Raw genomic sequence first — 25553 nt, 5'->3', positions numbered from 1 at the left:
CCCGCGGCTCGTGCCGGCGGGGGCGTCACGGAGGGGGGAGCGGACAGTGACGACGGAGCGGATCGGGCCGCCGTTGACCGGTGGGGAGCGGGAGACGCTGCGGGCGTTCCTCGACTACCACCGGGCGACGCTGGCCATGAAGTGCGACGGGCTCAGCGACGAGGAGTTGCGGCGGCAGTCGTCGCCGCCCTCGACGCTCTCCCTGCTCGGGCTGGTCCGGCACATGGCCGAGGTCGAGCGGACCTGGTTCCGGAAGGTCGTCAACGCCGAGGACATCCCGCTGGTCTGGTCGGACAGCGGCGACTACCAGGTGGCGTACGACGCCGGCTCGTCGACCCGGGCGGAGGCGTTCGCCGCCTGGCAGCGGGAGGTCGAGCACTCCCGGCGGATCGAGCGGGCGGCGGAGTCGCTGGACGTCACCGCCCACAACGCCCGCTGGGGCGAGGACGTGTCGCTGCGGCTGGTGATGCTGCACCTCATCCACGAGTACGCGCGCCACAACGGGCACGCCGACCTGCTGCGCGAGGCGATCGACGGCACCGTCGGCGCCTGACCGGTCGGCGGCCCGCGCCGCCCCGCCGGGCAGGGACGCGACGGCGGTGCGGCCGCCGTGCCGCGGCGCGGTGGCGACCGCGGGGTGAGTGCCGGGACGCCTCAAGCCCTGCTGGCTCCCGGCAGGGGCAGCCAGGCGAGCACGTCCTGGATCTTCGTGTCCCAGTAGCCCCAGTCGTGGTCGCCCGGGGAGAAGTCGACGGTGAGCGGCACACCCCGCTCCCGGGCGGCGGCGACGAAGTGCTGGTTGTCCTCGTACAGGAAGTCCTCGGTGCCGCAGGCGACGTAGAGCGCGGGACGTTCCGCGTCCTCCTCGCCCACCCGGTCCAGCAGTGCGATGGTGTCGTCGTCCGTACCGGCGATGGTGCGGCCGCCGAAGACGGTGTGCCAGACCTCCGGGTTGATCGGATGGGTCGGGTGCTGCCGCCGGTGGGCGAGGTCGAGGGCGCCGGAGAGGGTCGCCGCCGCCGCGAACCGCCCCGGGTCGCGCAGCGCCCACTTCACCGCGCCGTAGCCGCCCATCGACAGACCGGCGACGAACGTGTCCTCCCGGCGTTGCGAGATCCGGAAGAAGGAGTGGCACAGCTGCGGCAGTTCCTCGCTGAGGAAGGTCCAGTACCGGTTGCCGTGCGCCTCGTCGGTGTAGAAGCTCCGGGCGACCTGAGGCATCACCACGGCCAGTCCGAGCGGTGCCACGTACCGCTCGATGGAGGTGCGGCGCAGCCAGATCGTGTCGTCGTCGGTGAGCCCGTGCAGCAGGTAGAGCACTGGGGGATCGCCGGCGGTCGCGCCGCCGGACATGCCGATCTGCGACGACGTGCGCTGCGGCAGGATCACGGTCATCGAGGTGCTGAGGGTGAGCACCTCGGAGTAGAAGTCGACACGCATCAGGGCCACGGTGATCGACCGTAGCCGGTAATACCGTTTGCTGTCCGCGCGCGGTCCGCCTACCGTCGTTCCCGCAAGGTCAACCGATCGGTCCCAGGGAGTACGTCGTGTCGCAGCGCACCAATACCCGAGCCTCGCGGCCAGTGCCGCAGGGCGGTGCGTGGCCGGCCACAGCCGAGGAATCCCTGGGTCGGGGCCGGTTCGTGGGGGGCCGGTATGGGGGGAGGCGGCGGCGCGACTGACGCGCCCGCGTACACGCAGCCGCCCACCCCGCCGGGGTCCGGGCGGTTTTTTCGTCCGTGGCCCCGGCACCGGGCGGGTCGGGGGGTCACCCGTCCGGCACGGGCCGTTGGAGCAGCGGAAGCTCACCCGGTTCTCACCCGGGAGGTCACGGGTTCGAATCCCGTACGGCCTACGTGCCGGCGAGCAGCGCCGGACGGTATCGCGGTTGTAGCGCAGCCTGGCAGCGCGTCACCTCGCCATGGTGAAGGTCGCCGGTTCGAATCCGGCCAGCCGCTCCGACACGATCGAGAACGAGACGAGGGGACGACGATGGGTTTCAACACGCTGGCCGGCACCCGTGCGCCGGTACGGGTCTGGACGGATCCGTACGGCATCGAGCCGCAGGCGGCGAAGCAGCTGCGCAACATCGGCACGCTGCCGTGGGTGGAGGGCGTCGCGGTGATGCCGGACGTCCACTTCGGTAAGGGCGCCACGGTCGGTTCGGTGATCGCGATGCGGCAGGCCGTCTCGCCGGCGGCGGTCGGCGTGGACATCGGCTGCGGGATGTCGGCGGTGCGTACCTCGTTGACCGCCGACGATCTGCCCGACGACCTCGCGGGGCTGCGTTCGGCGATCGAGGCGGCGATCCCGGTCGGCTTCGCACAGCGAGAGAAGGCCGTCGATCCGCGGCGGGTACGTGGCCTGGAGCAGGGCGGCTGGGACGACTTCTGGCGGCGGTTCGCCGACCTCGACCGCCGGGTGGCGCAGCTGGAGGTCCGCGCGCAGCGGCAGCTCGGCACGCTCGGCGGCGGTAACCACTTCATCGAGGTCTGCCTCGAGCAGGGCGGCGCCGACGAGGGGCGGGTGTGGCTGATGCTGCACTCCGGGTCCCGCAACATCGGTAAGGAGCTGGCCGAGCGGCACATCGGGGTCGCCCGCCGGCTGCCGCACAACGCCGACCTGCCCGACCGGGACCTCGCGGTCTTCCTCGCCGGTACGCCGGAGATGGACGCGTACCGCCGGGATCTCTGGTGGGCGCAGGAGTACGCACGCCGCAACCGGGCCGTGATGCTGGCGGTGCTCTGCAACGTGGTGCGGGACCGGTTCCCGCAGGTGCGCTACGACGAGCCGATCTCCTGCCACCACAACTACGTGGCGGAGGAGAGTTACGGCGGGGTGGACGTGCTGGTGACCCGCAAGGGTGCGATCCGGGCCGGCCGGGGCGATCTGGGCATCATCCCGGGCTCGATGGGGACCGGGTCGTACATCGTGCGCGGGAAGGGGAACCCGGACGCGTACTGCTCGGCCTCGCACGGGGCGGGGCGGCGGATGTCGCGGGCGCAGGCGAAGCGCACCTACAGCACCGACGACCTCGCGGCGCAGACGCAGGGTGTGGAGTGCCGCAAGGACGCCGGGGTGGTGGACGAGATCCCCGGCGCCTACAAGGACATCACCGAGGTGATGGCGCAGCAGGAGGACCTGGTCGAGGTGGTCGCGCACCTCAAGCAGGTCGTCTGTGTGAAGGGCTGAGACGCGGGTGGCGGCCACTGGCCGTCACCCGTTCCAGCTTCGTCGTGGCTGACGTCGTGGCGGCGGGCCAGGCTCGATAGCCGATGCTCGGCCGACCGGCCGCCGGCGCGGGTCAGTGCAGCCGGGTCTGCCAGTCGGCGGGTACCCGGCCGTGCGGACCGGGCGCCGGCTGGTCGAGGGGGTGCGAGCTCGGCTCGGCCAACGCAGGGCCGCTCTTGTAGAACTGGTCGTTGGAGTAGTCCCAGAACCAGGACTCGCCGGGCTCGAAGCTCTGGATGATCGGGTGGCCGGTCGCGGCGGCGTGCGCGGTCGCGTGCTGGCTGGGCGAGGAGTCGCAGCAGCCGATGTGCCCGCAGGCCGCGCAGCGGCGAAGGTGGAACCACCATCCGCCGGTGGAATCGCATTCCAGGCAGCCCGTGCCGCTCGGCAGGGCGGCAGGATCGATTGCCGCCGTCACGTCCGCCGGCTCCGAGCCGGGCTCGAACTGGTCACTCACGGCGCTTCCCTCCCGTCCACGGCTGCTGGTGTTCGGGTCGATGCTGAACCGTACGTGTCCACCCGGCCGCCGGTCTCGCAGTGTGACACCCGGTGGCCCCGGCCTCCATCCCGCCCCCTTGCGGTGTGTTCCGGCCGACGGCGTTGCCCAACCTGACTTGATCGACTCGGCCTCGAGGAGGTCGTCGTGTGCCCGGCGCCTGTCCCAGGCGGCGGGCGCGCAGCGGTAGGGCCGTTAGCGGCCCGCGTGTCCGTTCTCAGAAGGTCGACTTCGGCGCCTTCGCGCCCTGTGCGACGCGCGTCGGGCCGGTCGCCGAGGGGCGGACGTCGACGTCGAAGATCTCCGTGGGGAGGTAGACCGTCGCGCAGGAGTTCGGGATGTCCACCACGCCGGAGAAGCGGCCCTCGATCGGCGCCGCACCCAGGATCAGGTACGCCTGCTCCGGGCTGTAGCCGAACTTCGTGAGGTAGTCGATGGCGTGCAGGCAGGCGCGCTGGAACGCCAGCTGCGAGTCGAGGTAGCGCTGTTGCCCGTCGAGGGTCACCGAGATCCCGGAGAAGGCGAGCCACTGGCAGTACTGCGGGTTGTTGTTGCCCGGCAGGAAGATCGCGTTCTCCGTCACCCCGTACGTCCGCATCCCGTCCTTGATCAGGTCGACGTGCAGATCGACGAAGCCACCCATCTCGATCGCGCCGCAGAACGTGATCTCCCCGTCTCCCTGGGAGAAGTGCAGGTCGCCCACGGAGAGGTTGGCGCCGGGTACGTAGACCGGGTAGAAGATTCGCGACCCCTTGGTGAGGTTCTTGATGTCCTGGTTCCCACCGTTCTCCCGGGGCGGCGCGGTTCGCGCCGCCACCGCGGCCGCCCGTTCGTAGTCGGAGCCGGTCAGCGTGCCGAGAACGGCGTCCTGCGGCAACGGCGGCAGCGACAGCGGCGGCACCCGGTCCGGGTCCGTCTCCGCCAGCGTCCGCTCCCGCCGGTTCCACCTGTCGAGAAGGTCGGCGGAGGGCGCCGTGCCCATCAGACCGGGGTGGATCATGCCGGTGAAGGAGACCCCGGGGATGTGGCGCGACGTCGCCCGCTGCCCGCTGAAGTCCCAGATCGCCTTGTACGCGTCGGGGAACTGGTCGGTGAGGAAGCCGCCACCGTTCTGCTTGGCGAAGATGCCCGTGTATCCCCAGCCCTGGCCGGCGAGCGGACCGGAATCCTCCTGCGGGATCGGCCCGACGTCGAGGATGTCGACCATCAGCAGGTCACCGGGCTCGGCGCCCTGTACGGCGAAGGGTCCGCTCAGGGCGTGCACGATGGACAGTGGCGCGTCGCGGACGTCGTCCGCGGAGTCGTCGTTGTGGATCTCGCCGTCGAACCACTCCCGGCAGTGCACCCGGAACGTCGCGCCCGGCTTGACTGTCGCGACGGGCGGGATGTCCGGATGCCACCGGTTGTGTCCGATCTTCTCCTGCTCCGTGAACCGCTTCGTCGAGTCCAAGGCAAAGATGACCTCGGGCATCAGCCGCTTCCCTTCGTCACACCGCCCGCCACGGTGGTGATCTCCGGTATGGGCCGGCGGGCTCCCGTGGCTCCGGGACCGCCGGTCGAGTCAGAGTCGAGGCAGCCGGGCGCGAGCCGGGTGGACCGGCGCGGCCGACACAGCCCGCCTGCCCGGAATACGCGACACGACCTCGGGTGTCTCCGCGCTCTGCGCGGCCCGGTCGAGGGCTGCGCCGAGCGCGCGCGGCGTCCGGGCCAGCAGCGGCGCGGACCAGACCCGCGCTGCCTGCCGCTGGCACTCGGGGCAGTTGACCGACGCCCCGGCCTGGCCCAGGGGGAGCCGCACCTCGAAGTCACCGTCATGCGGACACCGGTACTCGTACGTCGCCACCCGGTCTCCTCGCCCGTCACCGCCGTTCCGCTGCCGGCGCGGACCCAGCGGCCCACGCCGGCCAGGTCAAGAATCGGACGCATCCGAGCGCGCCGCAGCCCAACGTGCGAGGTCGGCCGCGATCGGGTGACGGTGACGGACCTCCGTCCCGGTGTGCACGGCGGCCGGATGGAAGTCGGCCTCGATGTTCCTGGTCGAGCTGATGACTGTGAGGCATTGACATGCCGCACAGTCATCACGCTCGTGGTGGGGCACCGAGGTGTCGAGTGCGCCTGCCGAAGCCATGGCCATGGTCCGGCCCGGCGACGGCAGTCCGGCCGACCGGTTCAGCCCAGATGCGCCGGGCCGCCGGTGGGTACGTCCTGCCGGCGCACTCTGATCAGGAACAGGGTGGTCAGGCCGGAGAGCAGGATCAGCCCGGTGGCCCAGGCGAAGGCCACCGAGTAACCGTGCAGCAGCGCCCGGACCTGGACGATCGGATCCGGTGTACGGGTCGCCAGGTAGCCGGCGACGGCGCTGGTGTACAGCGTGTTGAGCAGCGCGGTGCCGAGGGACCCGCCGACCTGCTGGGTCGCGTTGAGCGTCGCACTGGCCGCGCCCGCGTCGTGCTCGGGCACCCCGTACAGGGCGAGGCTGGACAGGGGGACGAACGTGAAGCCGAGGCCGAGGCCGAGGACGATCTGGGCGGGGAGCAGGAGGGCGACGAAGGAGGTGTCCACGTCCACCTGGGTGAGCGCCACCATGCCCGCCGCCGCGAGCACCGCGCCGCCGAGCATCAGCGGCTTGGCTCCGATGCGGGGCAGCAGCTGACTGGCGCCGCCCGCGGCGAGCAGCACGCCGGCGGTGACCGGTAGTGAGGCGAGCCCGGCCTCCAACGGCGTGTAGCGGATCACCGTCTGCAGGTAGATGGTCAGGAACAGGAACGCACCGAACAGGCCCGCGCCGATGAGCGCGGAGGCGAGGTACGCCCCGCCACGGTTGCGGTCCAGCAGGATCCGCATCGGCAGCAGCGGGTTGCGGGTACGCAGCTCGATCAGTACGAACACGGCGAGCAGCGCCACGCCGACCAGGATGAACGTGAGCGTCGGAGCGGCGGTCCAGCCGTCCTCGGCGGCCTGGGTGAAGCCGTACACCACGCTCACCAGACCGGCGGTGACCACCAGCGCGCCGGGTACGTCGTACCGGGTGTCGCCGTGCGCCCGGCTCTCCGGGACCAGCGGAAGCGCGGCGATCAGCGCCACGGCGGCGACCGGGATGTTGACCAGCAGGCACCAGCGCCAGCTGGCGTACTCGGTGAGCACGCCGCCGAGCAGGAGGCCGACGGCGGAGCCGCCACCGGCGATCGCGCCGTAGACGGCGAACGCCTTGGCGCGTTCCCGGGTCTCGGTGAACAGGACGGTGAGCAGCGCCAGCGAGGCCGGTGCGAGCAGCGCGCCGAACGCACCCTGCAGGGCGCGGGCACCGAACAGCATCGCGCCGTCGCCGGAGAGACCGCCGATGGCGGAGGCGAGCGCGAAGCCCACCGTCCCGACCACGAAGGCGCGTTTGCGGCCCCAGTAGTCGGCGATCCGGCCGCCGAGCAGCAGCAGCCCACCGAACGTCAGCGTGTACGCGGTCACCACCCACTGCCGGTTGGCGTCGCTGATGCCGAGGTCGGCCTGGGCGTGGGGGAGCGCGATGTTCACGATGGTGGCGTCCAGCACCACCATCAGTTGCGCGATCGCGATGACCGCCAGCGCGGCCCAGCGCTTCGGGTGCCCGCCGGTCTCCGCCTCGGCGTCGGGCGCGCCAGGGCTGGTCGAGCTCGTTGCGGGCATGGCGAAGCCTTCCGTGCGGACTCGGTACCGGCTCTGCGCGTCGGGACGGTCGCACGCCGGGGCGATCGGCGGCGCAGGCCGGCCGGCCCGCACAGGCCTGTGTCCGGCTGCCGATTCCGCCCGCCCCGCCCTCCGCGAAAACTCTTCGCGTCAGACGCTAGCTGCGGGGATCCGGTCCGCGCAGCGGCTTCGGAGATCCGTCCCCGGTCGGACCACCGGCCCGGCCACGGATGGGCGGGAGCGGCATCGGGCGGCACCGGCGCCATCACGCGGGCAGGCTCGCCCTGGCCGCTACGGCAGCTTGGTGGGCGCGCGCGACAGGCGGGTCGCCGCGGTGCCGGGGGAAGCCGGCTACCGATCGGCGGTCTGGCGCTGGTAGTGACGGGCGACCCGGGCGCGGTTGCCGCACGAGGGTTTGCACCACGCCTGGCGTGGGTGCTCCTGCACGAAGTAGCGCACGCAGCGCGGAGCGGGGCAGGCCCTCAGACGTTCGCGGGCCGGGCCGGTGACGAACTCGGCGGCGGCTCGGGCGAGTCCGGCGACGAGGCGCAGCCGGGCGTCGGTGGCCCCGCCCCGCCACCCGAGCGTGGGGGCGGCATCCGGCGCCCAGGTCAGCACCGGGGACACCGGCACCGCCGCGGCGGTCTCGTTGATCCGGTCGACGGCCTCCTGCGGAGAGAGCAGGGATGCGGAGTCGGCCCGGCTGGGCGGGCCGGGCCGGACGGCCTGCGCGAAGAGGCTGCGCACCGCCCGGCGCAGCGCCACGACCTCCCGCCGGGTGCGCTCGTCGGCGACGCCTGGGACGTCGAGGTCGCCGGTGTACGGCCGCAGCGGGGTGGCGTTTTCGCGTAGCCACGTCGCCAGGCCGGTGACGTCGTCGAGGTCGTCGGCCACCCCGCCGTTGCCGTCGTGCCGGATCGTGCCGGCCAGCGCCAGCGCGACGTGCTGTTCCATCCTTCTCCTCCGGTTCGGGATCCGGCTTGCGAGGCCGGTGAGATCAACTGTAGCGTCCCTAACGCCTTGGACGCGCTAAACCATTAGGGAGCGGCCCGTGCTCGTCATCGCTCACCTCAGCGACACCCACCTCGACAACCATCCGCGATCGGCCGAGCGGACCGCCCGCGTGATGGACCACCTGAACGGACTGCCACGGCCGGTCGACGCGATCCTGGTCACCGGTGACATCGCCGACCACGGCGAGGTGGCGGAGTACGAACTCGCCGCGCGCCTGCTCGCCTCCCCGACGCCGGTCCTCGTCTGCCCGGGCAACCACGACGTGCGCGCCGCGTACCGCAAGGGACTGCTCGGCGACGACTCGGGCGCGACCGGCCCGATCAACACCCGGCACGACCTGGCCGGAGCCGTTTTCCTGCTCGCCGACTCCACCGTTCCGGGCGAGGACGACGGTCACCTCGACGCGGAGACGATCGAGTGGCTCGCCGTCGAGCTGGACTCCGTGCCGGCCGACACGCCGACGTTCATCGCGTTCCACCACCCGCCAGTCGCCCTGCACCATCCGGTGATCGATCCGACGCGGCTGCTGCCCGCCGAGCCCCTGGCCGAGCTGGTCGCCGCCCACCCGCAGGTCGTCGCCGTGCTGACCGGGCACTTCCACACCCCGGCGGCGAGCACCTTCGCCGGCCGGCCCCTGCGGATCGCGCCGGGAGTCGTCTCGACCCTGCGCATGCCGTGGGAAGGAGAGGGGCGCCTGACCACCCAGGCGCAGCCGCCCGGCGTCGCGTTCCACGTCTACGACGACGCGGGGCTGTTCACGACCCACTACCGGGTGGTGGTGTGAGCGCGGGGGGTGTGGCGCTGCCCGGCTTCCTCGTCGCCGTCGCACCGATCACGATGGCCCCCGGCACGAGCCTCACCCTGGTCGTCTCGCGGGTCGCCGCAGGCGGACGGCGGCCGGGCTGGTGGGTGATCCTCGGGACGGTGACCGGGCTCTACGTCCACGCGGCACTGGCCGCTGCGGGGCTCGCCGCACTGGTGCTCGCCTCGTCGCGGGCATTTTGGACGGTCAAGCTGATCGGCGCCGCGTACCTGGTGGGGCTCGGGCTGTGGCTGCTCCGGTCCGCGGCCCGTCGCGCCTCGTCGGCGCGTCCCGGGCGCCGCCCGCCGGCCACAACGCAGGACGGCACGATCGTGTCCCGCCCGGCACGCGGCCGCCTGCCGCGGCTGCCGTGGCAGGTGAACCACCCCTACCTGCAGGGGCTGCTAGGAAACGTGCTGAACCCCAAGGCGGCGGCCGTCTACCTCACCCTCGCGCCACAGTTCCTCGACCCGGACCGGCCGGTGCTCGCGCCGATGCTGCTCCTCGCCACCGGGCATGCCGCCCTGCACACCTGCTGGTTGGCCGGCTGGACCGTCCTCTCCGGCGCCGCCGCCAAGCTGCTGCGCACGACCACCGCCCGCCGCCTGCTCGACCGGCTGGCCGGTGTGATCCTGGTCGGTCTCGGCGTGCGGAGCGCGGTGGCCTGAGCGCGCGACTTCGCCCCGGCCCGCTCGTACCGCACTGCGATCCGGTCCTGGAAGAACACCCAGGTCGGTGGCGTGCCGTCCTGACCGGAGGGACGCGGCGGGTACGGGGAGCGCCGTGCCGGCGTCCACCGCGCAGGCGGGTAGGGGCGGAGGCTTGCGAGTCCCCGGACGGGTGGAATCCCGGACCGCCGCGACGTGCGGTACCGTGCCTCCCATATCGACCCCTTCCGAGGTGAACCCATGCGTGTGGTGGCCGCGCTCGCCCTGACTCTCGCGATGGCGCCCGCGCCGGAGCCGTCGCCGTCCCCGACGGTGCCCGGCGGTCTGCTCGGCGGGCTGGTCGGAGGCCTCGGAAGTCTCGTCGACGGCCTGCTGGGTGCCGGCGACGACGGCGAGCCGTCCGTCCCGCCGTCCAGTCCGCCATCGGATGCGCCGTCCGCGGCGCCCACGACGCCCGGCCCGTCCGCCACGTCGGTTCCCACGCCTGGTTCGCTCGCGCCCTCGGTGGCCGTGCCCAGTGGAGTGTCGACGAACGCTCCCGGCGGCGTCCCCGGTCGGGTCGTACGCCCTGGTGGCGGCCGGGAACCCAGCGTCGTGGTGACCGTGGTGCCGCAACCTGCCGGCGCGCCTGACTTGACACCGTCCACCTCGGACCGTCTCGCGGTGCCGACCGTCGTCCGGACCGACCCGGTGCTGCAGTGGGCCGCCCTGCTGTTCGCCGTCGGCGTTCTGGCGTTGCCGGTGGTCCTGCTGGTGCGGCGGCGTCCGGCGCCCGCCGCCCCGGCCCCGGCCCCGGTGGCGGCTCCCGGTGGGCCGGTGCCACCCGGGCCCGAGGACACCGCCGAGAACGTGACCAGGCTTCCCACGAACTTGAACGCCATCTACGAACTGGGTCGCCTCGACGAGCGGCTCGCCCAGGAGCGCGAGCGGCGTTCCTGAGCCGCACCTCCGAGGTCGTGCGCCATTCCTGAGCCGCGCCTCTGAGCCACTTGCGCCGGTCCTGAGCTGCGCTTCTGAACGGCGTGCGGTCCTGCGCGGGGGCGCCTCAGGGTCCCCGTTTGCGTGACTGAGGCCGCCGGCCGGGCCTCAGCGGGCTGCGCGGCCCGGCCGTGCTCATTTGCTCGGAATGTCGACCCTTCGGCGATTTGGTGCTCCCCGCCGGATCGGTAGCGGCGCTGGTCAGACCGGTTGGAAACGTTTCCGTAACGAGCTCTTGACCTCGCGCCGAATCGAGGCGCAGACTCGCCGGAAACGTTTACAGCGATCGGGCGGAGGTGCGGAACGTGGGTCGTAAACGTTTACAGGAGTCGGCGGACGGCCGGCCGACGGTTCACACCGTGGCCGCCCGCGCCGGTGTCTCCATCGCATCCGCCTCCCGCGTCCTCAACGGCGTCGGCGGCAGTCCGGAGACCATCCGCAAGGTGCGCGCCGCGGCCGCCGAGGTGGGGTACGTCCCCAACGCGATCGCCCGTTCGCTGCAGTCCCAGCGCACCGGACTGGTCGCGCTCGCCGTCGAGGACATCGGCAACCCGGTGTACGTGGCGATGATGCGGGCCATCGAGGCGGTGGTCGCCTCGTCCGGTCGGCAACTGGTGGTGCACGCCACGGGCGGACGGATCGACAACGAGATGACGCTGCTGCGGCGGCTCGCCAACCGCTACGTCGACGGGATGATCATCTCGCCGATCCGGGTGACCGACGACCACCTCGGCGCGCTGGCCGGCAGCCCGGTGCCGGTGGTGGTGATCGGTCAACTCGGCGCGGACGCGCCCGTCGACAACGTACGCACCGACTCCCGGCGCGGTGTCGCGTTGGCCGTGGACCACCTGCTCGCCACCGGACGGCGTCGGATCGGCTTCGTCAACGGTCCGCTCGACACGGTTCCGGGTGCCGCCCGTGACGCAGGCTTCCGTGCCGCGCTGGCCCGACACGGGATCCACCTCGACGAGGACCTCGTCGAGGTGGGCGACTTCCAGTACGCGGCCGGCCGGGCCGCAGCCCTCCGGCTGCTCGCCCGCGCCTCACCGGACGCGCTGGTCTGCGCCAACGACCTCATCGCGGTCGGCGCGCTACATGCCCTGCTGGCCGCAGGCCGGCGAGTGCCCGAGGACGTCGCGCTGGTCGGCATGGACGACACCGAGTTGGCCCAGATGATGTTCCCCCAGCTCTCCAGCGTCTCGCTCGGTTCGGCCGAGCGTGGGCGTCGCGCCGCCGAACTGCTCCTGCAACGCATCGCCGACCCGACCCTGCCGCCACGACGCGAGCAGGTGCCGCCCAGCCTCGCCGTACGCGCCTCAAGCGGCACGACGCTACCGGCCGCCCGCCCGTCCGCCGATCCGCTCGACGGGCCGACGGCGCCCACGCCCACCCACCCGTCCAGCGAAGGGGTGACCGCATGACCACGCTCGCCGAGCGTTCGGACGTGGAACGCCCCGGACGATCCCGCCGTCCGGGCCGGTCCCGATCCGACCGGACCGCCATCTACCTGCTGTTGCTGCCGTCGCTGCTGCCGATCCTGCTGCTGTCGGTCTTCCCGTTGGTGCGCGGTATCTACCTGGGCTTCACCGATGCCCGCGCCGGACGCAACGTCGGGGTCAACTTCACCGGCCTGGAGAACTACCGGCAACTCCTCGGCGACGAGCTGTTCTGGAACTCGTTCAAGATCGGTCTGCTCTGGGCCTTCGGGGTGACCGCACTCCAGTTCGTGCTCGCCCTCGGGCTGGCCCTGTTGCTCAACCAGCAGCTGCGGTTCCGCGCAGTGGCGCGGGTGCTCGCCGTGGTGCCGTGGGCGATGCCCCCGGTCGTGGTCGGCATCCTCTGGAAGCTCGTGTACCACCCGGATGCCGGCCTGCTGAACGAGTTCCTCTACCGCATCGGCGCCGACGGGCTACGGGCGAACTGGCTCGGTGACTTCAGCACGGCGTTACCAGCGGTGATCATCGTCGGGGTCTGGGCCGGTATGCCGCAGACCACCGTCGTCCTGCTCGCCGGCCTGCAGGGTGTCGCCCGCGAACTGCACGAGGCGGCGGCCGTCGACGGCGCGAGCCCCTGGCACCGGTTCCGGCACGTGACGCTGCCCGCACTGGCGCCGGTCATCGTGGCGATCACCTCGCTCGACTTCATCTGGAACTTCAACTCGTTCGGCCTGGTCTACGTGCTCACCGCGGGCGGGCCGGGCGGCAAGACGATGCTGCCGATGCTCTTCGCCTACGAGGAGGCATTCCGCTACGGCAACTACGGCTACGCCGCCGCGCTCGGCAACGCCATGGTCGTGATCATCGTGGCGCTGCTCGCCATCTATCTCCGGCGTCGAATGAGGGAGGCGAACTAGTCATGTTCGGTAAGCCGAGCCGCACCGGGCGGACGCTCCAGTACGTGGCCCTCGCCGGCTACCTGATCTTCCTCGGGTTCCCGCTGATCTGGCTCCTCTCGACGGCGTTCAAGCCGCCGCGGGAACTGGTGCGGCTGCATCCCACGCTGATCCCCACCAACCCGACCCTGCAGAACTTCGTCCAGGCCTTCACCGAGCAGGAGCTGGGCCGGGCGGCCCTCAACAGCCTCCAGGTCTCGCTGGCCTCGGCGGTGCTGACCGTCCTCGTCGCCATGCCGGCGTCGTACGCCCTCGCCCGGTTCCGCTCGAAGCTCGGCACCGTGGCGCTGGGCTGGGTACTGCTGTCCCAGCTCTTCCCGTTCGTACTGCTGATCATCCCGATCTTCCTCGTGCTGCGGCAGGTCGGGCTGGCCAACACGCACGCCGGTCTGGTGCTGATCTACGTGGTCTGGGCGTTGCCGTTCGCGCTCTGGATGTTGCAGGGTTTCGTCCGAAACATCCCGCGCGAGCTGGAGGAGGCCGCCTCCGTCGACGGCGCGACCCGGGCGCAGGTCCTGCGTCGGGTCGTCTTCCCGCTGCTCGCCCCCGGTCTGGTGGCGACGGCCCTGTTCTCCTTCATCTCGGCCTGGAACGAGTTCTTCTTCGCCCTGGTGCTGATCAAGACGCCCGAGCTGGCGACCCTGCCGGTCGCGCTGGCCCGGTTCGTGGGCATCGAGGGCACCGCACGCCTCGGGCCGCTCGCCGCCGGTTCGCTGCTGGCCACGCTGCCCAGCCTGATCTTCTTCGCGTTCATGCAACGCCGGCTCTCGTCCGGCTCGCTAGCCGGTGCGGTCAAGGGCTGAACCCGTCCCCCCAACCACCACCAAGGAGGTACACCCCCATGCTCCGTACCCGATTCCGCCGACTGGCCGCGGCCACCGCGGTCGCGGTCGTCGGCCTCGGCATGCTCGCCGCCTGCGGTGACGGCGGCGACGACGAGGCCACATCCGGTCCGGTCAAGCTGCGTTTCCTCAGCCTCGCCTGGCAGAAGGAGTCGCTGCAGGCCAACAAGGACCTCGTCGCCAAGTGGAACGCCGAGCACCCGGACATCCAGGTCGAGTACGTCCAGGGTGACTGGAACTCGGTGCACGACCAGCTGCTGACCTCCTTCGAGGGCGGCGACGCGCCGGACATCGTGCACTACGAGGCGGCCTCGATCGGCGAGTTCAGCAAGCAGGGCTACCTGGCCGACGTGTCCGACCTGCTCTCCGACGACTTCAAGGGCCAGATCGACAAGGGGATCTGGGATACGGCGACCTTCGACGGCAAGGTCACCGGCGTCCCGTTCCTGCTGGAGTCGCAGGTCGTCATCGCCAACAAGAAGCTGCTCGACGCCGCCGGCGTCACAGTGCCGCCGGCCGACAGCGGCTGGACCTGGGACGAGTTCCAGGCGAACGCGCAGAAGCTCACCAAGCCCGGCCAGTACGGCGCTGCCTGGGCGCTCAAGTCGCCGACCAACCGGGTGCTGAACCTCGCCCTGAACTTCGACGGCAAGTTCTTCTACACCGACGGCGGGCGCACCGAGGTCAAGGTCGGTGACGCGGAGAAGGAGGTCCCGAAGCGGATCCACGACATGCTCTACACCGCCAAGTCGGCCTCGCCGGAGGCGCTCGGCATGAGTGGCGCGGACACCCTGCCCGGCTTCTTCGGCGGCAAGTACGCGATGCTGCCCGGCTCGGTGTCGCTGCGCCAGCAGATGGTCGAGCAGGCGCCGGCCGGCTTCGAGTGGGTCACCCTCCCGCCGATCAAGGGGCAGTCCAGCCTGCAGGCGGCCAACCCGCAGACGCTGTCGATCAGCGAGGACTCGAAGCACAAGAAGCAGGCCGCCCAGTTCCTCGAGTACTTCCTGAACCCCACCAACATGGCCGCCCTGGCCAAGGGGGACTGGCTGGTGCCGACCGGCAAGCAGGCCAACGAGGAGCTGGTCAAGCTCACCGGCGGCAAGCAGGGCTGGGACGTCGCCGCGGACAGCGCCGCTGACCTGACCGTCGCCCCGTTCCAGATGGCCGACGGCTACCCGGAGTGGAAGACCAAGTACGCCACTCCGGCCTTCCAGCAGTACTTCGCCAACAAGATCACCCTGGACCAGCTCGCCACGCAGCTGGTCGACGGTGGCAAGCAGGTTCTGAGGTAAAGCACATGTCACTCTTGCTCGACACATCGGTCGGATCCCTGGTCGGCGCGGCGGTCGGCGACGCCCTCGGCGGCGCCACGGAGACAGCCCTGCCGGAACAGATCCGCGCCCGGTTCGGCGGCTGGGTCGAGGGCATCGTGCCCCCGTACCACGCCGACTGGGCCACCGCACGGCCACTCGCGCCGTACCACAAGGGCGACGGGCACATCACCGACGACACGTTGATGACCCATGCCCTGGTCCGCGCCTACGCGGCGAAGCGCGACCACCTCGACGCGTACGACGTGGTGGACCTGCTGGTGCCCGACCTGATCGAGCGGGTGGTCTACATCCCCGACCTGGAGCGCGACGGGGTGACCTTCCACCGCCTCGCGGCCGCCGAGCGGTGGTTGGTCACCCGCCTGCACCACGCGCACGTGGATCCGCGTGAGGCCGGGGTCGGCAACATCGTCAACTGCGGTGCGGCCATGTACATGGCCCCGGTCGGCATCGTCAACGCGGGCGATCCGGCCGGGGCGTACGCCGAGGCGGTGGAGATCGCCGGAGCCCACCAGCACAGCTACGGGCGGGAGGCCGCAGCCGTCTTCGCCGCCGCCGTCGCCGCGGCCGCCACCCCCGGCGCGACAGTCGAGGACGTGGTCGCCGCGGCGCTGGACCTGGCCCGCGACGGAACCCGGGCCGCGATCGACGCCGTGGTGAAGGAGGCTCGATCCCACCACGACTGGAAGGCCGCGATCCCCGCGCTGCGGGCGGCGGTGGCCCCCTTCGACACGGTGGGGGAGGAGTACCGCAGCCCCGGACTGGGGGCGCGCCGCCCCAGCCGGCTGCACTCCATCGAGGAGCTGCCGGTGGCGATCGGCATGCTGGTGGTGGCCGGCGGCGAGTACCGCCCGGCGGTGCTCGGCGCGGTGAACTACGGCCGGGACGCCGACTCGACCGCCACCATGGCCGGCGCGATCGCCGGTGCGCTCGGCGGGGCCTCCGCGGTCCCGGCGGAGTGGGCCGAGGCGGTCGCCACCGCGTCCCGGACCGACCTCGTCGAGCCGGGCCGGGTGCTCGCGGCCGTGGCGGGTGAGGTCTTCGAGCGCGACCAGATCCGCTTCACGCGGCGCGCGGAGCGGTTCACCGGGTTGACGAGCGGCACGCGCACCGGTCTCCGGCAGGCGGAGGCCGTGCCTGCGCAGGGGAGCCGGGCCGCCGACGGGAAGCCGGTCCGATGAGGATCACCTGGGTGCAGCCGGAGGACCTGCTGCCGCACGAACTGGCGGCCAGCCGCGACGAGGGCCGTGACGTCACGGCGCTCGCGCAGCGGTGGACCGCGGCCGGCGGCGACCTCGCCCCGCCGGTCAGCGGTGCCTCACCGACCCCGGCCACCCCGCGATTGCGGGCCCTCGCCGTGGAGCTGCTCGACGCCGCCGACGCCCTGCCGGCGGTCGACGCCGCCGACGAGCCGGACGACGTGGCCGGTCTGCGGGCGTCCTGGCCGGCGACCTGGACACTGCCGACCGAGGTGTCGTACGACCGGCTGCACGGCGGGTGGCTCGGCCGGGCGGTCGGTTGCCTGCTCGGCAAGCCGGTGGAGAAGATCCCCCGGCAGGGGATCCGGGAGATCCTGACCGCGACCGGCCGGTGGCCGCTGCGTGACTGGTTCACCGCCCAGGGGCTGCCGGCCGAGGTGGCGGCCCGCTGGCCGTGGAACCGCCGCAGCGCGCCGACGAGCCTCGCCGAGAACATCGACGGGATGCCCGAGGACGACGACCTGAACTACCCGCTGCTGGCGCTGCGCGTGCTGGAGACGCACGGGCGGGACTTCACCAGCGCCGACGTGGCGCAGGCCTGGCTGGACTGGCTGCCGGGCGGGCGGGTGTTCACCGCCGAGCGGGTCGCCTACCGCAACCTGCTGCTCGGGTTCGCCCCGCCGGAGAGCGCGCGGCGGCACAACCCGTTCCGCGAGTGGATCGGCGCCCAGATCCGCACCGACGTGTACGGGTGGGTGAACCCGGGCCGGCCGGACCTGGCCGCCGAGCTGGCCGTCCGGGACGCCGCGGTCAGCCACGTGCGGGGCGGGGTGCACGGGGCGGCCTGGGCGGCGGCGCTCGCCGCCGCCGCGCCGGTCGCGACGGATGTGGACCAGGTGCTCGACGCGGCCGAGGCGGTCCTGCCGCCGCGCAGCCGTTTCGCGGCCACCGTCCGCGAGGCCCGTGCCCTCGGCACGGGCGCCGACGACTGGGAGCAGGTGGTCGACGAGCTGTACGCGCGGCACGGCCACCTGCACTGGGTGCACGTGCGCAACAACGCCGCGTTGGTGGCCGCCGCGCTCGCGTACGGGCAGGGCGACCTGGAGCGGTCGATCTGCGCGGTGGTGAGCGGGGGCTGGGACACCGACTCGAACGGCGCCACGGTCGGCGCGGTCAGTGGCGCACTCACCGGCGCGGCGCGACTGCCGGCCCGCTGGGTGGGGCCGCTGCGCAACCGGCTGGCGAGCAGCATCGCCGGCTTCGACGGGATCGGCTTCGACGAGCTGGCCGAGCGTACCCGGGCCCTGGCCGGAGCCGGGTCGTGAGCGGTACGCCGGTCGACACGGTGGCGGAGACGCGAGGGAGGACGGCATGAGCGCACGCGTGGTGGTGGTGGGCAGCGCCAACCTGGATCTGGTGGTCACCGCCCCGCAGCTGCCCCGCCCCGGCGAGACGGTGCTCGGCGAGCACTTCCACACCGTTCCCGGTGGGAAGGGCGCCAACCAGGCGGTCGCCGCGGCCCGGGCCGGCGCGGCCTGCGACTTCGTGGGCGCGGTCGGCGACGACGAGTTCGGCACGCAGCTACGGGCGAGCCTGGTCGGCTCCGGTGTGGACGTGCACGGCCTGCGTACCGTCCCCGGAGCCTCAGGTGTCGCGCTGATCGCGGTGGACCGTGCGGCGGAGAACTTCATCGTGGTCGCGCCGGGCGCCAACGGGGCCCTCACCGACCTGACCGACGAGGACCGGGCGACCATCGCCGCGGCGGACGTGCTCCTGCTCCAACTGGAGGTGCCACTGCCGACCGTGGTCCGGGCGGCCGACTGGGCCCGGGCCGAGGGCACCACCGTGGTGCTCAACGCGGCCCCGGCCGCCGCGCTCCCGGCGGAGCTGCTCGACCTGGTCGACGTGCTGGTCGTCAACGAGCACGAGGCCGCCATCGTCGCCGGGGTGGTCTCCGACGAGCCGGCGGCGCTGCTCGACGCCCTGCTGGAGCGGGTGCCCCGGGTGGTGCTGACGCTCGGCGCGCGCGGTGCCGCGTACGCCGACCGGCGGGGCCTGCGGCTGGAGGTCCCGCCGCCGCGCATCGACGCGGTGGACACCACCGCAGCGGGTGACGCCTTCACCGGCGCGCTCGCCGTGTCCTGGGCCGAGCGCGGCGGCGACGTCGACCCGGACGGCGTCGCGGCGAGCCTGCGCTGGGCATGCGCCGCCGGTGCGGCCTGCGCCCAGCGCCCCGGCGCGTCCACCGCGCTGCCCGAACGGGCCGCCATCGACGCCTTGTACGACGTGACCTACCGAGGTGCACCGTGAGTTTCAACCCGTACGTCCCGCGTCCGATCGACCGGCCCACCCCGGTGCCGCTCGGGGACGACACCGACCTGACCACCCTGGACGAAGCGAAGATCTTCTCCGCCCCGGACGACCCGGCGCGGTGGCCCGCCTGGCGTGCGCAGCTGACCCGATGGCGGGCGGACGCCCGCGACCGTCTCGGCTACACCGGCGCGCACTACGACGAGATCACCGGCGACTGCTTCTCGGTGTGCCTGGCCTGGCTCTGGGACGAGACGCTCTACGACCATGAGCGAGGGGTCTTCACCGTCGAGGCGTTCCTCGACGCCGCCGAGCGGGACTTCGGCGGGTTCGACGGGGTGGTGCTCTGGCACGCGTATCCGGTGATCGGCCTGGACGACCGCAACCAGTTCGACTGGTACCGGGACGTGCCGGAGCTGCCCGACGTGGTGCGGGCCTTCCAGGCCCGCGGGGTGCGTGTCTTCGTCGACTACAACCCGTGGGACACGGGCACCCGGCGTGAGCCGGGCAGCGACGCCGACGAGGTCGCGGCGCTGGCCGGGAAGCTCGGCGTCGACGGGGTCTTCCTGGACACCCTGAAGGAGGGCGCCGGCGAGCTGCGTGCCGCGCTGGACAAGGTGCGTCCCGGCCTGGTGCTGGAGGGGGAGAGCCGGGTACCGCTGGCCCGCATCGCGGACCATGCGATGTCCTGGGCGCAGTGGTTCGCCGACTCGCCGGTGCCGGGGGTGCTGCGCGCCAAGTGGTTCGAGCGCCGGCACGTCCTGCACCACACGCGCCGCTGGCACCGCGACCACCTGGCGGAGCTGCACTCGGCCTGGCTCAACGGCGTCGGCGTGCTGGTCTGGGAGAGCGTCTTCGGCGTCTGGGTCGGCTGGAACGAGCGGGATCGCGCGGTGCTGCGGGCGATGCGTCGGGTGCAGGCCAGCCACGCCGCCTGGTTGCGCTCCGAGGACTGGGTCCCGCTGGCCGACCACCCCGGCTCCGGTCAGGTGTACGCGTCGCGCTGGACCCACGACGGCCGGCCGCTGTGGACGGTGGCGAACACGGGCGACGACCACGAGGGGCCGTGGTTGGTCACCGAGGCCCGATCGGACGGGCGTTTCGTCGACCTGGTCACCGGAGCCGAGCTCACCGTCACCGAGGCCGGTGACGGTCGGGTGGCGGTGGGCGGAGCCCTGCCGGCCGGCGCGATCGCCGCCGTCGTGTTCACCGACGCCGCGGTCACCCGGCACGACCCGCCCACCGGGGACACGTCGTTCCCGGCGCGCGCCGCGGTCCGTACCCGCGTTCCGTCGGCGTCGTTCACCGAGGTGCCGGCGGGAATGGTGGCCGTCGAGGCGGGTCGGCGGGACCTGGTGGTCCGGCACCGGGTGCGGGAGACCGGGCTGTACGGCGAGACGCCGTACGTCGACGAGTGGAAGCCGCTCCCGCCGCGGCTGCACCACACCGGCACGCTGCACCGCACTGTCGCGCTGGGCCGGTTCGCCATCGCCGTGCACGAGGTGACCCACGGCCAGTACGCCGAGTTCCTGCGCGCCACCGGCTACCGGCCGGTGCGCCCCGAGCGGTTCACCGCGGGGCAGGGGCCGGCGGATGCTCCGGTCACCGGGATCGAGCTGTCCGACGCGCGGGCGTACGCGGCCTGGGCGGGGTTGCGGCTGCCGACGGAGGACGAGTGGCAGGTGGCCGCCGAGGCCGGGCTGCTCGACCGCCGGAAGCCGCTGGTGTGGAACCTGACCGAGAGCGAGCACAACGACGGGCGTACCCGCTTCGTGATTCTCAAGGGTGGCGCCGGGTACCGGGCCGAGGGCTCCGACTGGTACTTCGACGGCGGCCCGCAGCCGCCGGAGGTGTCGGTGAAGTTGCTGCTCACCGGCGCCGGCCTGACCCGCTCCGACCAGGTCGGCTTCCGGGTGGCGGCAGACCTGGCACCGGCGGTGCCGGCAACCGGGGAGGTGACGCGGTGACCGGGCCGCTGGACGGCGTGAAGGTCGTCGACCTGGCAACGCTCTTCGCCGGGCCGCTCGCGGCGGCGTTCCTCGGCGACTTCGGTGCCGACGTGATCAAGGTGGAGCATCCCGCGAAGCCGGACCCGTCGCGTGGGCACGGGCCGGCCAAGGACGGCGTCGGGCTCTGGTGGAAGGTGCTCGGCCGCAACAAGCGGACCGTGACGTGCAACCTCTCCGACCCTGAAGGCGCGGCGTTGCTGCGGCGGTTGCTGGCCGACGCCGACGTGCTGGTGGAGAACTTCCGTCCGGGCACGCTGGAGCGGTGGGGCCTGGGCCCGGCCGAACTGCACGAGGTCAACCCACGGCTGGTGATCGCCCGGATCAGCGGTTTCGGTCAGGTCGGCCCGTACGCCCGCCGGCCGGGCTTCGGCACCCTCGCGGAGGCGATGAGCGGCTTCGCCGCGGCGACCGGGGAGCCCGACGGGCCGCCGACGCTGCCCCCGTTCGGGCTGGCCGACTCGGTGACCGCGCTGGCCGCCGCGTACGCCGTGATGCTGGCCCTGCGGAGCCGGGACCTTACCGGCGTGGGGCAGGTCGTCGACCTCGCCATCATCGAGCCGATCATGGCCATGCTCGGTCCGCAGATCACCTGGTACGACCAGCTCGGCTACATCCAGCCCCGACTGGGCAACCGGTCCAACAACAACGCTCCGCGCAACACGTACCGGTGCGCGGACGGGCGGTGGGTGGCGATCTCCACGAGCGCGCAGAGCATCGCCGAACGGGTCGTGCGGCTCGTCGGCCGCCCCGAGCTCGTCGACGAGCCGTGGTTCGCCACCGGCAGCGGCCGCGCCGCACACGCCGACGAGCTGGACGCCGCGGTGAGCGCGTGGGTGGCCGAACGGGACCGGGACGAGGTGGTCGCCGCGTTCGAGGCGGCGCAGGCCGCGGTCGCCCCGGTCTACGACGTGCGGGACATCCTCGCCGACCCGCAGTACGCGGCGCTCGGCACCGTCCGCACCGTGCCGGACGAGGAGCTGGGCGAGGTGCGGATGCAGAACGTGCCGTTCCGGCTCTCCGAGACGCCGGGCGAGATTCGGTACGCCGGGCGCCGGCACGGGCAGGACACGGATGTCGTGTTCGGTGCGCTCGGGCTCGACGCCGGCGAGCTGGCGGCGCTCCACCAGCGTGGGGTGATCTGATGCTGCTCACCTGGCTCTACGTACCCGGCGACCGTCCGGACCGGTTCGCCAAGGCGGTCGCCTCGGGGGCCGACGCGGTCATCCTCGACCTGGAGGACGCGGTGGTCGCCGGGCGCAAGGCGTACGCCCGCGACGCGGTCGCCGAGTTCCTCGCCGATGAGCAGCCGGTGCCGGTGCAGGTGCGGGTCAACGAGCTGACCGGCCCCGACGTGGACGCCGACCTGGTGGCGGTGGCCGGTCGCCCCGGGCTGGCCGGGCTGCGGTTGCCCAAGGTGGAGTCGGCGGCCACCGTGGTGTCCATCGCCGGCCGGGTGGACGTGCCGCTGCATCCGCTCGTCGAGTCCGCGTTGGGCCTGGAGGCCGCCTACGCCATCGCCTCCGCCGACCCGGCGGTCGCCTCGATCGGCCTCGGTGAGGCCGACCTCCGTTCGGATCTCGGGGTGAGCGACGACGACGGACTGGCCTGGGCACGTGGCCGGGTGGTGGTCGCGGCCCGGGCCGCAGGTCTCGCCCCGCCGGCCATGTCGGTGTACGCCGATGTCGTCGACGTCGCCGGGCTGGCCGCCTCGTGCGCGGTGGGCCGGCGGCTCGGGTTCCTCGGCCGGACCGCGATCCACCCGAGGCAACTGCCGGTGATCGTCGAGGCGTTCCGGCCCGCCGAGCGGGAGGTGGCCCGGGCGGCCGAGCTGCTGGCCGCCGTAGCCGACGCGCAGCGGCGGGACTCGGGAACCGTGGTGCTGCCGGACGGCCGTTTCGCCGATCGGGCGATGGTGGCTGCCGCCCGGCGCACCGTCGACCTGGCGGCCCGCTACGCCGGCTGACGGTCTGCCCGTCACCGTCGTCCGAGGGTGTGCCGCTCGGGGCGTCGGTGTCGCGGCGATCGGCGGTCCGAGCAGCGCATCGGTCCCGGCCGCCTGGCCGGGACCGATGCGGTGGCGGCTTGCGGTCGTCAGCCGGCGGCCGGGACCGGTGCTGCGGCTCGCCGCCGGATCAGGGCCGTCGCGGCGCCGAGTACGGCCACCAGGCTGCCGATCAGCAGGACCGCGTCGGCGCCGTGCGCCGAGAAGCCGCTGGCCTGACCGGCCGGCAGCAGGCTCGAGGCGAGCGTGACGGCGCCGGCGACGCCGAGGGCGGAACCGACGTAGCGGGCCGTGTTGTTGGCGCCGGAGCCCATCGCGACCCGGTCCGTCGGCACGGTGGTGACGGCGAGTCGGGCGAGTGCGGCGTTGAGCAGTCCGCTGCCCGCGCCGGAGATGAGCAGCCCCGGGATGGTGCGGACCCAGGAGTGGGCGTCGGCGTAACCGAGCATGGCCAGGTAGCCGACGGCGGTCAGCAGGAAGCCGAGGGCGAGTTGCCGGGCGGGCGCGGTGCGGGTGCCGAGGTGGCGCATCTGGTTGCTGACCACGAACGACGCTCCCGCCCAGACGAAGGCGAGCCCAGCGGTGCCGAGCGCGCTGATGCCGACCAACTGCTGCACCAGGGTGGGCAGGACGGTGCTCGGACCGAGCGCGGCGAGCCCGGTGAAGAACGCCCCGAGGGTGGCGATCCGGAAGTCCGGCCGGCGGAACAGGGCGAGGTCGAGCATCGGGGCGCGACCGCGGGCCTGGACCGCCACGAAGGTGGCGAGCAGCAGTACCCCGAGCACGAGCGGGATCAGCACGGCGGGCCGCAGCCAGCCGGTGCGGCCTGCGGTGACGGCGACGAGCAGCAGTGCCAGGCCCGCGCCGAGGGTCAGCACGCCCGGTACGTCGATGTGGGCGACTCGCGCGGCACGGGATTCGGTGAGCAGCCGGCCGCCGAACGCCGCCAGGAGTACGGCCAGGGCCGCGAGGATCACGTAGAACCAGCGCCAGCCGGCCGCCGAGGTGAGGGCGGCCGAGGCCAGGGGGCCGACCGCGATGCCGGCGCCGAGCATCGAGGCCCAGCGGGCCGTGGCGTGCGCCCGCCCCTGCGCGGTGTGGAAGGCGTGCCCGAGCAGGCCCAGGCCGGCGGCGAGGATCGCGGCGCTGGCCGCGCCCTGCACGATGCGGGCGGCGACGAACGTGGCGGCGTTGGGCGCCACGGCGCTGCCGACGGTACCGACGGCGAGCAGTGCGAGGCCGGTTCGGAAGATGCGGCGACGCCCGAAGTCGTCGCCGAGGCTGCCGGCGACCAGCAGGGTGGCCGCGAGCCCCAGGGTGATCGCGTTGATCAGCCAGGTCTGGGTGGTGAGGCCGGCCCCGAGGCTCCGCGCCGTCTGGGGCAGTACGGCCACCGGGGCGGTGTAGTTCATCAGGACGAGCAGGGTCGCGGCGCAGACCGCGAACAGGGCTCGCGCGTCGGACCGGGACGCGCCTGGTGGCGAGGTGGCGGCGGCCGGTGCGGTGACGCCTGCGGATGTCGACATGCGGAAGCCTCTCGGTTCGGTGAGCGAACCGACAGTAGCAGCGGTTGGTTCGTTGAACGAACTGACTGGGGGTAGGATCACAGCATGGCACTGGGGAAGAACTACGAGGGGCAGAACTGCTCGCTGGCTCGGGCGCTGGAGCTGGTCGGCGAGCGGTGGACCCTGCTCATCGTCCGCGACGCCTTCTATGGCGTACGCCGCTACGGCGACTTCCTCGTGCACCTGGACATCCCCCGGGCTGTGCTCGCGGACCGGCTCGCCAGCCTGGTCGAGGTGGGTATCCTCCAGCGCCGCCGCTACCAGGACTCGCCGCCGCGCGACGAGTACCTGCTCACCGACCGGGGCGTCGAGCTCTGGTCCGTGATCTACCCGCTGTGGAGTTGGAGTGAGCGGCACTACGGCGCCGGGGAACCGTTCCGAACCTTCCGGCACGCAACCTGCGGCACCGAGCTCGACCCGGCCAGCCGCTGCCCCACCTGCGGCGTCGACGTGTCACCCCGCGACGTCGAGGCCCACACCGGCCCGGGCGTACCGGCCCAGCCACGCCAGGATCCGGTCAGTGTCGCCCTGCGCGAGCGCCCGCACCGGCTCCTCCAGCCACTTCTCTGAGCCGTCCTGACCCGGGCCGTTCCGATCATCTGGCCCGTGGAGCCGCGCGAGCCCCTGCTGGGGAGCCGCCCGTGGCGTGGTGGCGCTGCACTGCCGATCCTCCTCTGTCTGGGAGTCGGCCTCTGCCCACGCGGCGCGGCCGGTCCTCGTCCGTTCGGGGCTCGGCCTCTCGGTCGCGCGCACGGCCGGTCGTTGCTCTGGTAGGGGCTGGCGGTCGTGACGTGGAGACGGCGAAAGGGCCGGCCCCTTGTGGGCGTCGGCCCTTTCGGTTGGGTGGTCCGGGTCAGTTGGTGGAGTAGCCGCGGGTGGCGATCCAGTCGGCGAGGTGCTCGACGCTGATCCGGTAGGAGGCCATGTTGGGGTCGGCGCTGTCGGCGATGGTGACGGTTTTGCCGCCGTCGTGGTAGCCGGTGACGCTGATGTAGTGGCCGCCTTCGAAGGAGTGGGTGTTGCCGTCGGTGTCGGTGGTGGTGCCGGCGATGTT

At 72.8% G+C, this 25553-nt stretch carries 23 protein-coding genes, 2 tRNA genes and 1 pseudogene; 18 read left to right on the top strand and 8 right to left on the bottom strand.

Annotated elements, in window-relative coordinates:
* Positions 1-46: 46 nt before the first annotated feature.
* Positions 47-553 (top strand): DinB family protein, encoded by a 507-nt coding sequence (locus BXA10_RS28770; RefSeq protein WP_076473981.1) that lies wholly within the window; start codon positions 47-49, stop codon positions 551-553.
* 101 nt (positions 554-654) lie between these two features.
* Here the strand turns inward: BXA10_RS28770 and BXA10_RS28765 are convergent, their stop codons facing one another.
* A complete protein-coding gene (locus tag BXA10_RS28765; RefSeq protein WP_076473980.1) occupies positions 655-1449 on the bottom strand; it encodes an alpha/beta hydrolase in 795 nt (264 codons plus the stop codon).
* A 334-nt stretch (positions 1450-1783) separates the two neighbouring features.
* On the opposite strand from BXA10_RS28765, the gene BXA10_RS28760 reads away from it, so the two are divergent.
* From BXA10_RS28760 to BXA10_RS28750, 3 genes are all read left to right on the top strand, one after another.
* Positions 1784-1855, top strand: a tRNA-Glu gene (locus BXA10_RS28760).
* A gap of 29 nt (positions 1856-1884) precedes the next feature.
* Positions 1885-1958 (top strand) — tRNA-Gly (locus BXA10_RS28755).
* Positions 1959-1992: 34 nt separating this feature from the next.
* Positions 1993-3192 (top strand): RtcB family protein, encoded by a 1200-nt coding sequence (locus BXA10_RS28750; RefSeq protein WP_076473979.1) that lies wholly within the window; start codon positions 1993-1995, stop codon positions 3190-3192.
* A gap of 112 nt (positions 3193-3304) precedes the next feature.
* Here BXA10_RS28750 and BXA10_RS28745 read toward each other — a convergent pair whose 3' ends face one another.
* From BXA10_RS28745 to BXA10_RS28725, 5 genes are all read right to left on the bottom strand, one after another.
* Positions 3305-3688 carry a UBP-type zinc finger domain-containing protein gene (locus BXA10_RS28745; protein WP_245828615.1) on the bottom strand — a complete coding sequence of 128 codons (384 nt, stop codon included), beginning with the start codon at positions 3686-3688 and terminating at the stop codon, positions 3305-3307.
* Positions 3689-3944: 256 nt separating this feature from the next.
* A complete protein-coding gene (gene fmdA / locus BXA10_RS28740; protein WP_076473978.1) occupies positions 3945-5198 on the bottom strand; it encodes a formamidase in 1254 nt (417 codons plus the stop codon).
* A gap of 90 nt (positions 5199-5288) precedes the next feature.
* Positions 5289-5570: an FmdB family zinc ribbon protein gene (locus BXA10_RS28735; RefSeq protein ID WP_076473977.1), complete on the bottom strand. Its 282-nt coding sequence runs from the start codon at positions 5568-5570 to the stop codon at positions 5289-5291.
* A 326-nt stretch (positions 5571-5896) separates the two neighbouring features.
* Positions 5897-7387 (bottom strand): MFS transporter, encoded by a 1491-nt coding sequence (locus tag BXA10_RS28730; RefSeq protein ID WP_076473994.1) that lies wholly within the window; start codon positions 7385-7387, stop codon positions 5897-5899.
* Between the two features lie 351 nt (positions 7388-7738).
* A complete protein-coding gene (locus tag BXA10_RS28725; RefSeq protein ID WP_076473976.1) occupies positions 7739-8341 on the bottom strand; it encodes a CGNR zinc finger domain-containing protein in 603 nt (200 codons plus the stop codon).
* Positions 8342-8438: 97 nt separating this feature from the next.
* Here BXA10_RS28725 and BXA10_RS28720 point away from each other — a divergent pair, with 97 nt between their 5' ends.
* The 13 genes from BXA10_RS28720 (at position 8439) to BXA10_RS28660 (ending at position 22895) form a co-directional block, all read left to right on the top strand.
* On the top strand, positions 8439-9185 hold the full coding sequence (locus BXA10_RS28720; RefSeq protein ID WP_076473975.1) for a phosphodiesterase: 747 nt from the start codon (positions 8439-8441) through the stop codon (positions 9183-9185).
* Positions 9182-9871, top strand: coding sequence for a LysE family translocator (locus tag BXA10_RS28715; protein WP_245828613.1), 690 nt, complete (start codon positions 9182-9184; stop codon positions 9869-9871). The genes BXA10_RS28720 and BXA10_RS28715 overlap by 4 nt, the downstream gene beginning before the upstream one ends.
* A gap of 240 nt (positions 9872-10111) precedes the next feature.
* A complete protein-coding gene (locus tag BXA10_RS28710) occupies positions 10112-10810 on the top strand; it encodes a hypothetical protein (protein WP_076473974.1) in 699 nt (232 codons plus the stop codon).
* Between the two features lie 344 nt (positions 10811-11154).
* Positions 11155-12270 carry a LacI family DNA-binding transcriptional regulator gene (locus BXA10_RS28705; protein WP_076473992.1) on the top strand — a complete coding sequence of 372 codons (1116 nt, stop codon included), beginning with the start codon at positions 11155-11157 and terminating at the stop codon, positions 12268-12270.
* Positions 12267-13202, top strand: a complete 936-nt coding sequence (locus BXA10_RS28700) for a carbohydrate ABC transporter permease (protein WP_076473973.1) — start codon at positions 12267-12269, stop codon at positions 13200-13202. Before BXA10_RS28705 ends, BXA10_RS28700 begins: the two co-directional genes overlap by 4 nt.
* A gap of 2 nt (positions 13203-13204) precedes the next feature.
* Positions 13205-14044: a carbohydrate ABC transporter permease gene (locus BXA10_RS28695; protein WP_076473972.1), complete on the top strand. Its 840-nt coding sequence runs from the start codon at positions 13205-13207 to the stop codon at positions 14042-14044.
* Positions 14045-14082: 38 nt separating this feature from the next.
* Complete coding sequence (locus BXA10_RS28690) at positions 14083-15375, top strand: ABC transporter substrate-binding protein (protein WP_076473971.1); 1293 nt, start codon at positions 14083-14085, stop codon at positions 15373-15375.
* Between the two features lie 5 nt (positions 15376-15380).
* Complete coding sequence (locus BXA10_RS28685; RefSeq protein ID WP_084753472.1) at positions 15381-16595, top strand: ADP-ribosylglycohydrolase family protein; 1215 nt, start codon at positions 15381-15383, stop codon at positions 16593-16595.
* Entirely contained in the window at positions 16592-17938 is a 1347-nt protein-coding gene (locus BXA10_RS28680; protein ID WP_076473970.1) for an ADP-ribosylglycohydrolase family protein, read from the top strand. The genes BXA10_RS28685 and BXA10_RS28680 overlap by 4 nt, the downstream gene beginning before the upstream one ends.
* Before the next feature lie 46 nt (positions 17939-17984).
* Positions 17985-18923: a ribokinase gene (locus tag BXA10_RS28675; RefSeq protein ID WP_076473969.1), complete on the top strand. Its 939-nt coding sequence runs from the start codon at positions 17985-17987 to the stop codon at positions 18921-18923.
* Complete coding sequence (locus BXA10_RS28670; protein ID WP_076473968.1) at positions 18920-20890, top strand: SUMF1/EgtB/PvdO family nonheme iron enzyme; 1971 nt, start codon at positions 18920-18922, stop codon at positions 20888-20890. The genes BXA10_RS28675 and BXA10_RS28670 overlap by 4 nt, the downstream gene beginning before the upstream one ends.
* A complete protein-coding gene (locus tag BXA10_RS28665; RefSeq protein ID WP_076473967.1) occupies positions 20887-22074 on the top strand; it encodes a CaiB/BaiF CoA transferase family protein in 1188 nt (395 codons plus the stop codon). The genes BXA10_RS28670 and BXA10_RS28665 overlap by 4 nt, the downstream gene beginning before the upstream one ends.
* On the top strand, positions 22074-22895 hold the full coding sequence (locus BXA10_RS28660; RefSeq protein WP_076473966.1) for an HpcH/HpaI aldolase/citrate lyase family protein: 822 nt from the start codon (positions 22074-22076) through the stop codon (positions 22893-22895). The genes BXA10_RS28665 and BXA10_RS28660 overlap by 1 nt, the downstream gene beginning before the upstream one ends.
* Before the next feature lie 128 nt (positions 22896-23023).
* Here the strand turns inward: BXA10_RS28660 and BXA10_RS28655 are convergent, their stop codons facing one another.
* Positions 23024-24460, bottom strand: a complete 1437-nt coding sequence (locus BXA10_RS28655) for an MFS transporter (RefSeq protein WP_076473965.1) — start codon at positions 24458-24460, stop codon at positions 23024-23026.
* An 84-nt stretch (positions 24461-24544) separates the two neighbouring features.
* Between BXA10_RS28655 and BXA10_RS28650 the strand changes: the two genes are divergently transcribed.
* Positions 24545-25069, top strand: coding sequence for a winged helix-turn-helix transcriptional regulator (locus BXA10_RS28650; protein ID WP_076473964.1), 525 nt, complete (start codon positions 24545-24547; stop codon positions 25067-25069).
* 283 nt (positions 25070-25352) lie between these two features.
* Here the strand turns inward: BXA10_RS28650 and BXA10_RS28645 are convergent.
* Positions 25353-25553, bottom strand: a pseudogene (locus BXA10_RS28645) (C39 family peptidase); the annotation flags it as partial.

The sequence above is a fragment of the Micromonospora avicenniae genome, assembly GCF_900156065.1.
GTDB lineage: Bacteria > Actinomycetota > Actinomycetes > Mycobacteriales > Micromonosporaceae > Micromonospora > Micromonospora avicenniae.
Note: the sequence above shows the minus strand (reverse complement) of the source record. Positions and strands in the feature narration are given on the sequence as shown.

Excerpts from the sequence above, each read along its gene's own strand:
- BXA10_RS28660 (WP_076473966.1), top strand. The coding sequence starts at position 22,074 with ATGCTGCTCACCTGGCTCTACGTACCCGGCGACCGTCCGGACCGGTTC.
- fmdA (WP_076473978.1), bottom strand. The coding sequence starts at position 5,198 with ATGCCCGAGGTCATCTTTGCCTTGGACTCGACGAAGCGGTTCACGGAG.
- BXA10_RS28685 (WP_084753472.1), top strand. The coding sequence starts at position 15,381 with ATGTCACTCTTGCTCGACACATCGGTCGGATCCCTGGTCGGCGCGGCG.
- BXA10_RS28710 (WP_076473974.1), top strand. The coding sequence starts at position 10,112 with ATGCGTGTGGTGGCCGCGCTCGCCCTGACTCTCGCGATGGCGCCCGCG.
- BXA10_RS28750 (WP_076473979.1), top strand. The coding sequence starts at position 1,993 with ATGGGTTTCAACACGCTGGCCGGCACCCGTGCGCCGGTACGGGTCTGG.
- BXA10_RS28690 (WP_076473971.1), top strand. The coding sequence starts at position 14,083 with ATGCTCCGTACCCGATTCCGCCGACTGGCCGCGGCCACCGCGGTCGCG.
- BXA10_RS28725 (WP_076473976.1), bottom strand. The coding sequence starts at position 8,341 with ATGGAACAGCACGTCGCGCTGGCGCTGGCCGGCACGATCCGGCACGAC.
- BXA10_RS28650 (WP_076473964.1), top strand. The coding sequence starts at position 24,545 with ATGGCACTGGGGAAGAACTACGAGGGGCAGAACTGCTCGCTGGCTCGG.
- BXA10_RS28655 (WP_076473965.1), bottom strand. The coding sequence starts at position 24,460 with ATGTCGACATCCGCAGGCGTCACCGCACCGGCCGCCGCCACCTCGCCA.
- BXA10_RS28695 (WP_076473972.1), top strand. The coding sequence starts at position 13,205 with ATGTTCGGTAAGCCGAGCCGCACCGGGCGGACGCTCCAGTACGTGGCC.
- BXA10_RS28680 (WP_076473970.1), top strand. The coding sequence starts at position 16,592 with ATGAGGATCACCTGGGTGCAGCCGGAGGACCTGCTGCCGCACGAACTG.
- BXA10_RS28700 (WP_076473973.1), top strand. The coding sequence starts at position 12,267 with ATGACCACGCTCGCCGAGCGTTCGGACGTGGAACGCCCCGGACGATCC.
- BXA10_RS28675 (WP_076473969.1), top strand. The coding sequence starts at position 17,985 with ATGAGCGCACGCGTGGTGGTGGTGGGCAGCGCCAACCTGGATCTGGTG.
- BXA10_RS28730 (WP_076473994.1), bottom strand. The coding sequence starts at position 7,387 with ATGCCCGCAACGAGCTCGACCAGCCCTGGCGCGCCCGACGCCGAGGCG.